General features: G+C 60.5%; 5 protein-coding genes. 4 read left to right on the top strand and 1 reads right to left on the bottom strand.

The window, feature by feature from the left end; all coding sequences use genetic code 11:
• On the bottom strand, positions 1-248 hold a 248-nt coding region (locus VGL70_23175; protein ID HEY3306434.1), incomplete at its 3' end, for a uracil-DNA glycosylase family protein.
• Between the two features lie 214 nt (positions 249-462).
• Here VGL70_23175 and VGL70_23170 point away from each other — a divergent pair.
• From VGL70_23170 to VGL70_23155, 4 genes are all read left to right on the top strand, one after another.
• The gene (locus tag VGL70_23170; protein HEY3306433.1) at positions 463-3,111 is read left to right on the top strand and encodes a GAF domain-containing sensor histidine kinase; all 2,649 of its coding nucleotides are present in this window, start codon (positions 463-465) and stop codon (positions 3,109-3,111) included.
• A gap of 198 nt (positions 3,112-3,309) precedes the next feature.
• Positions 3,310-5,883, top strand: a complete 2,574-nt coding sequence (locus VGL70_23165) for a PAS domain S-box protein (protein ID HEY3306432.1) — start codon at positions 3,310-3,312, stop codon at positions 5,881-5,883.
• 257 nt (positions 5,884-6,140) lie between these two features.
• Positions 6,141-8,171: an ATP-binding protein gene (locus VGL70_23160; GenBank protein ID HEY3306431.1), complete on the top strand. Its 2,031-nt coding sequence runs from the start codon at positions 6,141-6,143 to the stop codon at positions 8,169-8,171.
• Positions 8,172-8,333: 162 nt separating this feature from the next.
• A complete protein-coding gene (locus tag VGL70_23155; protein HEY3306430.1) occupies positions 8,334-9,743 on the top strand; it encodes a class II fumarate hydratase in 1,410 nt (469 codons plus the stop codon).
• Positions 9,744-9,913 lie beyond the last annotated feature (170 nt).

Below are 9,913 nucleotides of genomic sequence, written 5' to 3'. Positions count from 1 at the left end.
AGCCAGTCGCCGCTGCGGTCGCCGGTAAAGATTCTACCCGTGCGATTGCCGCCGTGCGCCGCCGGCGCCAGGCCGACGATGAAAAGACGCGCCGCGGGATCGCCGAATCCCGGCAGCGGCTTGGCCCAATATTTTTGTCCCCGATAGCGCAGCGGCGGATTCTTCGCCGCTTGCTCGCGCCAGCGGACCAGGCGCGGGCATCGCTTGCAGCGCGTGATGGTTTCGTTGAGCTGCTGTACCGGGTTCATGAAAAGTCCTGCTAACATAACGGCGAGCGAAAAAGAAGATGAAGCCCGCGCCGCGGACCGCGTGAAATATAGGAGCGATTGCTTTTAGGCAGCGCCCGGCGTAAAATCGTTTTTAAAATTTCAGATTCAGCCGAGAAATTTGGTTGAACTCAAAACGGCATTAGCTCGATGAATCATGACCCGACTGGATCGTTCCAGCCGGGTTTTTGTTTAAATGGCCGCGCTAACCAATATCGAGCCCATTTCTCCTCTCCAGCGCTGCGCGCGCGCGGCAAGTGTCGCCGCCGCCGCCGTCGGGTGTCTCGTTCTTCTGGGTTGGGCCTTCGACGTCTCAATCTTGAAGACTGTTTATCTCGGCGGGGGCGACATGAAGGCCAACGCGGCTCTGGCGTTGGTTCTATCCGCCCTGTCCTTATGGCTCTTGTCCGGAGACTCGGACGCTCGCCTGCTTCTCGTCGCCCGGGCGTGCGCGGCCGTCGTCGTTCTGATAGGCCTGTTGACGCTTGCCGAGCATCTGCTCGGGCGGGACCTCGGCATCGATCAACTTTGGTTCAACGATCCGGCGGCCGAAAGCGGCCGAATGGATCCCGCCACGGCAGTTTTGATCTTATTGCTGGGCGCCGAGCTGTCGCTGCTCGGCGCGGCCATCGAAGCCCGGATCGTCCAGTCGATCGCCCTGGCGACCGGCGCGCTTTCGCTGCTCGCGTTGTCCGGATATCTTTATGGCATCCCTGCACTCTATGCCGTCGGGTCCTATGCCCCCATCGCGCCGCACGCGGCGGCGTGCTTCCTGATTCTTTCCCTCGGCGTTCTATGCGCGCGCCCCGGCGAGGGCCTTCTCGCGGCTCTCGCGGGAGACAACACCGGCGGTTTGTCGGCGCTTCGATGGCTGCCGGGCGCGGTCGGCATCCCGCTTCTGCTCGGCTACTTGACCTTGCTGGGCCAGAGAAGAGGATTTTACGGCGCTGAAGTTGGATTGGTCCTCTTCGCGCTGTCCAATGCCGTTTTCTTCACCGTCGTCATCCTCCGGAGCGCCCGCTCCTTCGCGCAAGCGGAATCCTCGCGGAGACGCTCCGAAAGACGGCTGCAGCGCGATCTCCAGCGCCTGCGGGCTCTGCGAGAGAGCGAGCTCGCCATCCCTTCCGCGCCGGAGCTGGGCGATATTCTCGATATCCTGTTCGAGCGAATCGACCTCGTTCTCCCCTTCGCGACCGCCGCCACGGTCCGGCTGTTGAACCGGGAAACCGGTGAATTGGAGCCCCTGCGCGCGCGCCATCGAAACGAAGAAAACTGGACGCTCGAAGAAAACCGGGTTCTCGGCGCGCGCAGCAAGAAAATCATCGAAACGAAAACTCCCCTGACGATAGGGAATCTGCAGCACGACCCGCAGGCCAACAAGCCGATGGTGCGCAAGGCCGGGGTGGTTTCGTATGTGGGCGTCCCGGTGGTCGTCAACGATGAAGGGCTCGGGATCCTCGGCGTTTACACCGGCGAGGAGCACGATTTTGCCCGCGATGAGATAGAATTCTTGAGGTCCGCGGCGGCGAAGGCGGCGCAGTCGATTTACCAGGGACGGTTATACGAGGAGTTCGAGCTGTCCAAAAAACAATTGGAGCTGGCCAACGCCAATTTGAAAAACTCGCTGAAGGCGCTCCCCGGTATTTACTCGGCGCTGGCGCCCCTCACGGCGTCGGGGTCCATCGCCGAAACGATCGATGGAATCCTCGCGAGCCTCATGGAGGCGACCGGCGCCGATGCCGTTCTGATCCGGGTCTGGAAAAAGGACACGGGCGCCACCGTCGTCGCCGGCCACCGGGAATTTTCCGACGACCATGTCAGGCAGATGGAGACCGGGCTGTTGGGAGGGGCGCTGGAATGGGTCGTCAAACACGGCGAGCCCATCGTCGCTCCCGAGATCGCCGCCGAGCCGCGCTTCAAGACCAAGGTTCAGCAGCAAGCGGGCTTTTCCTCCTGCGCCCTGCTGCCGCTGAGGATTCATGGGTCCGTGTGCGGCGTCATCCATCTTGCCAGCCGGCGGCCGGGCCGCTTCGACGAGGGACAAAAAGATCTCCTGGTAGCCATCGCGCAACAAATGGGCGTCGCCATCGAGAACCGGGAGCTTTTCGATCACCTGAAAGATTCGCGCGACGAGCTCGAGAAGGCGAGCAAGGTCAAGGACGAGTTCTTGAGCGTCATGTCGCACGAGCTGAGGACGCCGCTGAGCGTCGTCATGGGCTACGCCGGTATGGTCAAGGAGAGGCTACTGGGCGAGATCAACCCGCAGCAGGAAGACGCGCTGCAGAAATTGCTCACCCGCGGCAACGACCAGCTCACGATGATCAACGCCATCATGCAGATCACCCAGCTCGAATCGCGCGCGCTCGTGCTCGAGCGCCATCTAGTGAACCTGGCCGAGCTGCTCGGCCATCTCAAGTCGGATTACGCCATAAGCCACACCAAAGAGCAGGTGGCGCTCGTCTGGGATTACCCTTCGGAACCGTTGGCCATCGTGACCGACGGCGGGAAACTGAAGGAGATTTTGGTCAACCTGATCAACAACGCGATCAAATTCACGCCCCAAGGCAGCGTTACCGTTTCGCTCCGGCTGACCGAGGACCCGAGAAGAAAGTGGGTGGAATTGAAGGTGGCGGACACCGGAATCGGCATCGCCGGGGAGCACTTCGGCGTCATCTTCGATAAGTTCTACCAGGTCGATAGCTCCGAGACCCGGCTCTACGGCGGAACCGGCTTGGGACTTTACATCGTCAAGCACTTCACCGAGTTTCTCGGCGGCAGACTCGACGTCGCGAGCGAACCCAGCGAAGGATCGACGTTCACGGTCAGAATCCCCTACGCAACCTAGGCCGGCGTCGCCGGCCGCCGTGGATCGGACATTCTGTCTTGCCTCCTCCGACGCACCTATGCAAGAATTACGCGTAAAAGCCGAGACGGACTGATTCCGCCGCGACTCCGGCTGGACGACTTTGGCGATCAACGGCGAGCCCGACTGGATCAGACCGGCCGGGCTTTTTTATTGCGCCTTCGATTCGCGTCGAGTGAAATGGCTCAAAGACGTTCAAAAAGCAGACGAAGATCCCGCAGGACAAAGAGTTCTTCGGAGAAGCCGACGCGAGCCCGTCGGAAAATTCAGGCTGAACTCGCCGAGCGTAAGCCGGCGGAGGAGGCGCTCAGGGAGAGCGAAGGACGATTTCGCACCTTGGCGGAGGCGGCGCCGATCGGGATCTTCTTGACCACGCCGACGGGCGAGTGTGTTTACACCAACCCGATTTGGAGCACGATTTCGGGACTGACCGCGGAAGAGAGCCTGGGATACGGATGGATGCGGGCGATTCACCCGGACGAGCTGGAAAGAGTTAAGCAGTCGTGGCATGACGCGGCCGCGCAGAGGAAGGATTATGCAACCGACTATCGCCTCATCACGCCCGCCGAAGATCTGCGCTGGGTGCATGCTCTCGCGACGCCGCAGGTGGACGCATCGGGAAAGGTTGTCAGCTACGTTGGGGTGGTAGAAGACATCACCGAGCGCAAGCGAGCCGAGGAAGCGTTGCGCGAACGGGAGAATCAGCTGTCGTTGATCTACGACAACATCCCCGATCTCGTTTCCCGCGTGGACCGTGACCTCCGCTATCTGTTCGTCAATGCCTCGTATGAACGCCGGTTTGGTGCGCCTGCAGCGGCCATCGTGGGCCGCACGGTGCCGGAAGTCATCGGCGAGGAAGCCTTCAGGCGGGCCGAACCCTATATCAAGCGAGCCTTGGACGGCGAGCGGGTCACCTTCGAGAACCCGCTCAAGACCGCCTCGGGCGAGCCGTTGCTGGGGCTCACCACTCTCGTGCCGGATTTAGACATGAAGGGAGAGGTTCAGGGTTTCTTCGTTGTTGTGCATGACATCACCGAGCGCAAGCGGGCGGAAGAGGCGTTCCGTGAAAGCGAGGCGCGCAAAGCGGCCATTTTCGAATCGGCGCTCGATTGCATCATCACCATCAACCACGAGGGGAAAATCGTTGAATTCAATGCGGCGGCCGAGAAGACGTTCGGTTACACTCGCGCCGAAACCTTGGGCAAGGCGATGAGCGAGTTGATCATTCCTCCATCCCTGCGCGACGGGCATCGCCGCGGTCTGGCGCACTATTTGTCCACGGGCGAGGGCCCAGTGCTGGGAAAGGAGATCGAGATCACTGCGATGCGCGCGGATGGCACTGAGTTTCCGGTAGAGCTTGCCATAACCCGCATTCCTCTGAACGGTCCTCCGGTATTCACCGGTTACGTTCGCGACATCACGGAGCGCAAGCGCGCCGAACAGCAGGCCCGCGACAATCTCCAACGCGTCGAGGCGCTCCGAGCGATCGAGCAAGCCATCGCCTCCTCGTTGGATCTCCAGAGCGTACTCCAGATTCTGCTGGAGAAGATCGAGCTCTTCTTGCCGATCGCGACGGCCAGAACGGTGCGGCTTCTCAACCGCGAGACGGGAAAATTCGAGTTTGTCGCCTGCCGGGGCGTGGACGCCAAAGAATGGAACGCAAGTCGAACCGGCGCGCGGTCCTGGAAGGTCATCGCGACCCAATCGCCCGTGGCGGTCCTCAACATCGACGCAGATCCGCTGACGCACAATCGCGAAATCTTCCGCAAGTACGGCTTGGTTTCCTACCTGGGAATCCCGCTGATCGCCAAGGGCGAAGTCTTGGGCGTTCTCGGCATTTATACGGGCCGCGAGCATGAATTCAACCAAGAGGAGATCGATCTCCTCACCACGCTGGCAAATCACGCGGCGATCGCCCTCCACAACGCCCAGCTCCATGAGCAAACCAAGAAGCACGCCGCCGATCTTGAGAAGACAAATAAGGTCAAAGACGAATTTCTCGGCGTCATATCGCACGAGCTCAGAACGCCTCTCGGCGTGGTGACCGGATACGCGGGGATGATCAAGGACCGGCTGCTGGGCGAGATCAATCTGCAGCAGGAACAGGCGCTGGAGAAAGTGCTCACCCGGGCGGCGGACCAGCTTGCCATGATCAACGATATCTTACAGACCGCGCAGATCGAGGCGCGCGTGGTCGCGCTGGAGCCCCAGCCTGTGGACCTCAATGAATTTCTCGATCAGTTGAAGTCGGACTATGCTGTCCGGGCCGAGAAGAAAGATGTCAGACTCCTATGGGATTACCCTACCGACGCGGACTCCATCAATACCGATAGAGCGAAATTGCAACAGATCCTGCAGAACCTCATCAACAACGCGCTCAAATTCACCGCTGAGGGCAGCGTGACGGTCTCGGCGCGAGTCCTTTCTGAAACGGGGAATCGGGGAAACGGAGAATCGGGGAATCGGGGCGGGGAAGTCACCGATTCTCCGGTCCACCCATTCTCCGGTACAGCCAGGCGCTGGGTGGAGCTGCGGGTGGCCGACACCGGCATCGGCATTCCCGCCGAGCAGATGCGATCCATCTTCGACAAGTTTTTCCAGGTCGATAGCTCCGCGACCAGACACTACGGCGGCGTCGGGCTTGGACTTTACATTGTAAAACAATTCACCGATCTGCTCGGGGGAAAAGTCGAAGTGGAGAGCGAGCTCGGCAAAGGTTCGACGTTTACAGTGACGATTCCTTCCGCCCCGTAGAGCGCGCGGATTTTTTTGCCAACACGGCACACTTCGCTGTCGCGTTTTTTCAATTCACCTTGACAGTTTGCCGACGCGGGTGAGATAATCGCCGCCAGTTGGAGTTTCGAAGGCTGCGCAGGTCTATGGGACTAGGCGGCCCGCCGTTTGAAGGTCAGCTATGAGCCCGACTGGACATGCCAGGCGGGCTTTTTTGATATGGACGGACTTTCTCTCCCGCATTCGGCACTTCTTTTCCAGTCCGGAGACGCTGACCCATGAAGATACGCTGGCACCTGATGATTCTGGTCGCGGTCGCGCTCCTGCCGGTTTTGATATTCGCCGGCGTGATGATCGCGGTTCTGGACGGAAAGGAGCGGGTCGCCGTGTCGATGGGAGGAATGTTGCTTCTCCTGTTGGGCCTTCTCCTGGCGGCTCTGTTCGGCCGGCGCATCGCGGCTGTATTCGCCGTTCTCTCCAGCGGCGCGGCGGCCCTGGGACGCGGCGAGATACCGCAAGTCCCGCGGCTGACGATCGCCGAGGCCGATCAACTCGCGCGAGCGTTCGAAGAGGCGGCCCTCAACCGCAAGCGGGCCGAGGAGCAGCTTCAACTCAGCGAGGAGCGCCTGGCCCTCGCCGTTGTCGGCGCCGGCCTCGGCACCTGGCATTTTAACGTCGTCACCGGCGAGTTGATCTGGTCGGAAAAGTGCCGGGAGATATTTGCGGTCGCGCCCGACGCGACTCTCACCTATAAATTATTTTTACAGATGATCCACCCCGAGGACCGCGAAGGCGTGGACCGGGCGGTCGCCGAAGCGCTGAGAGAAAAGAGGGACTACGGCGCCGAGTTTCGCGCCGTGCGGCCCGACGGCGCGGTGCGCTGGATCACGGCGCGCGGCCGGGGCCACTACGACGAGCGGGGAAATCCCACGCGCATGGAAGGCGTCGTGCGCGACATCACCGAGCGCAAAAAGGCCATGGGGAATCTTCAACACGCGCTCAAGCGCATCCGCGCGCTGCACGAGATCGGCATGGCGATCACCTCGACCCTGGATCTCCGCCGCGTGCTGGACATCCTGTTGGAGAAGCTCCAGCTCTCCACTTCCTACGCCGCGGCCACCGTCCGGTTGGTGAACCGGCAAACCGGAGAGCTCGAGCCCGTAGCCTCCAGGAACATCAATGAAGAGAAGTGGAAAAGGACTTTCTCCAAAGCCCCGGGAGGCCTATCGCAGCTCGTGCTCGAAACCAAGAAGCCCGTGATGATCGACGACGTCGGCCAAGACCCGCGCACCCGCCACCAGGAGTTCATGCGCGAATACGGATTGGTCTCTTTTTTAGGGATCCCCTTGATGGCCAAAGACGAGGCGCTCGGGGTCCTCGCCGTCTTTACCAAGGAAACCCACCGGTTCGACGAGGAAGAAGTGCAATTTTTCACGACCCTGGGCGGCCAGGCCGCCATCGCCATTCACAACGCGCAGATCTATGAAGAGATGGTCGGCGCCAACAAGGTCAAGGAAGAATTCTTGAGCGTCATGTCGCACGAGCTGAGAACGCCGCTCAGCGTGGTCATGGGCTATGCCGGGGTACTCAAGGAAGGCATGCTCGGCGACATCAATCCGCGGCAGCAGGAGGCGCTGCAGAAGATTCTCAGCCGGGCGGCCGACCAGCTCCACATGATCAACAGCATCATGCAGACGACGCAGCTCGAAACGCGCGCGGTGATGCCCGAGTACCATCCGATCAACCTTTCGGAGTTGCTCGCGCATCTCAGGTCCGACCTGGATATGACCCATAGTAAAAAGAGCGTCGCGCTTCTCTGGGACTATCCGTTGGAACCCGTACACATCGTCACGGATAGCGCGAAAGTAAAGCAGATTATTCAGAACCTCATCGGCAACGCGTTAAAGTTCACCGACCAGGGCAGCGTGACGGTATCGGTGCGGCTGGTGGAAAACACCGGTCCCCATCCGCTGGTCGCCGACAATCAGTTGATTCAAGACTCGAACCTCACGCCTTCCGACTCGGACCTCTCATCGCACGCCTTGCCGAAGTGCCTGCAGATCAAGGTAGCGGACACCGGCATCGGCATGTCCGCCGAACAGCAGTGGTCCATCTTCGACAAATTTTTCCAGGTGGACAGTTCGGAGACTCGCCTCTACGGCGGCGTCGGCCTGGGACTTTACATCGTCAAAACCTTCACCGCGCTGCTCGGCGGCAAAGTCGAGGTCGAAAGCCAACGCGGCAGCGGCACGACGTTCACCGTGACGATACCGGTGGAACTGGCCGCCGGCCCGACCGACCGTTCTTAATTTTACGATTTTACTGTAGGGGCAGACCTGCGTGTCTGCCCTGTCGGACGGGCGACCACACAGGGTCGCCCCTACAAAATTCGCAAATTAAACCACTACCTCGTCCTGTTGCCTGTTGCCTAAGAACTCGCTAAAAAAGGGGGACAAGAGAGGAGACGAACCATGTCAGCCGAAGAATACCGGATCGAAAAAGATTCCATGGGAGAAGTGAAGGTGCCGAAGAGCGCGTACTACGGCGCCCAGACGCAGCGGGCGGTGGAAAATTTTCCCGTCAGCGGCATCGGCTTTCCGCCGAAATTCATCCGCGCCCTGGCGCTTATCAAGCACGCCGCCGCCACGATCAACCAGGAGCTGGGGCTCTTGGACGCAAAGACCGCCGATGTGATCCGCCGCGCGGCCCAGGAAGTCATGGATGGAAAGCTCGACAAGGAATTCGTCGTCGATATTTTTCAAACCGGCTCGGGCACTTCGACCAACATGAACGCCAACGAGGTGATCGCCAACCGTGCGCTCGAACTTTTGGGGAAAGAAAGAGGCAGCAAAGGGGTCCACCCCAACGACCACGTCAACATGGGACAGTCGAGCAACGACGTCATACCGACGGCCATCCACGTCTCCGCCCTCGAGGCGATTCGTAAAGAGCTTCTGCCCGCGCTGAAGAAGCTGCACGAAGCGCTCCAACGAAAGGCGCGTGAATTCGACAAGATCGTAAAGATCGGACGCACGCACCTGGCCGACGCGACGCCGATTCGTCTCGGCCAGGAGTTCAGCGGCTACGCGCGCCAGATCGAGCTCGCCATCGAGCGTATCCAAGAGGCCTCCCGCGGCCTGGAAGAGCTTGCGCTCGGCGGCACCGCGGTGGGAACCGGCATCAACGTCCATCCTCAATTTCCCCCCAAGACGATCAAAAAAATCTCCGAGATGACCGGCCTGAATTTCCGCGAGGCGAAAAACCACTTCGAAGCGCAGGCCGCGAAGGACGCGGTCGTGAACGTCAGCGGGGCCTTGAAGACTCTGGCGGTAAGTTTCACCAAGATCGCCAACGACCTCCGCTGGCTCAGCTCCGGGCCGCGCTGCGGCATCGGCGAGATCGGTTTGCCCGACACGCAACCCGGCTCTTCGATCATGCCGGGAAAAGTGAATCCGGTCATGTGCGAGTCGGTTCTTCAAGTCGCGGCGCACGTGATCGGCTGCGACGCGACGATCACGATCTGCGGACAGGCGGGAAATTTCGAGCTCAACGTGATGATGCCGGTGATGACGCTGAGGCTGCTCGAGGCGATCACCTTCAGCGCCAGCGTGGCCAAGGCCTTCACGGAGAAATGCGTCGTGGGAATCGAAGCGAATAAACAGCACTGCGAGGAGATGATCGAGAAAAGCCTCGCGATGGTCACCGCGCTCGCGCCGGTGATCGGCTACGACGCCGCCGCGAAGATCGCCAAGGAATCGTTCGCCACCGGCAAGACCGTGCGCGAAGTCGCGCGCGCGCACAAGGTCTTGCCCGAGGACAAGCTCAACAAGATCCTCGATCCCTGGCGCATGACCGAGCCGGGAATCCCGGAAAAAGAATAAAGAAGCAATCCGCTAAGAAGCTATCAGCGCTCAGCTTCGAGCGGTTTTCCCTCACCCAACCCTCTCCCTGAGGGAGAGGGTTGGGTGAGGGTTAGCTGATAGCTGACGGCTGATCGCTGAAAGCTCCTCCTTTCCTTGACCCTCCGGGCAATCTGTTATAAATAAAAACG

This window comes from Candidatus Binatia bacterium (assembly GCA_036504975.1).
In the GTDB taxonomy this organism is placed as follows: domain Bacteria; phylum Desulfobacterota; class Binatia; order UBA9968; family UBA9968; genus JAJPJQ01.
The sequence above is the reverse complement of the archived record's forward strand: the minus strand, read 5'-3'. Positions and strand labels throughout refer to the sequence as shown.

Coding starts and splice junctions, on each gene's coding strand:
- VGL70_23170 (HEY3306433.1), top strand. CDS start 463: ATGGCCGCGCTAACCAATATCGAGCCCATTTCTCCTCTCCAGCGCTGC.
- VGL70_23165 (HEY3306432.1), top strand. CDS start 3,310: ATGGCTCAAAGACGTTCAAAAAGCAGACGAAGATCCCGCAGGACAAAG.
- VGL70_23160 (HEY3306431.1), top strand. CDS start 6,141: ATGAAGATACGCTGGCACCTGATGATTCTGGTCGCGGTCGCGCTCCTG.
- VGL70_23155 (HEY3306430.1), top strand. CDS start 8,334: ATGTCAGCCGAAGAATACCGGATCGAAAAAGATTCCATGGGAGAAGTG.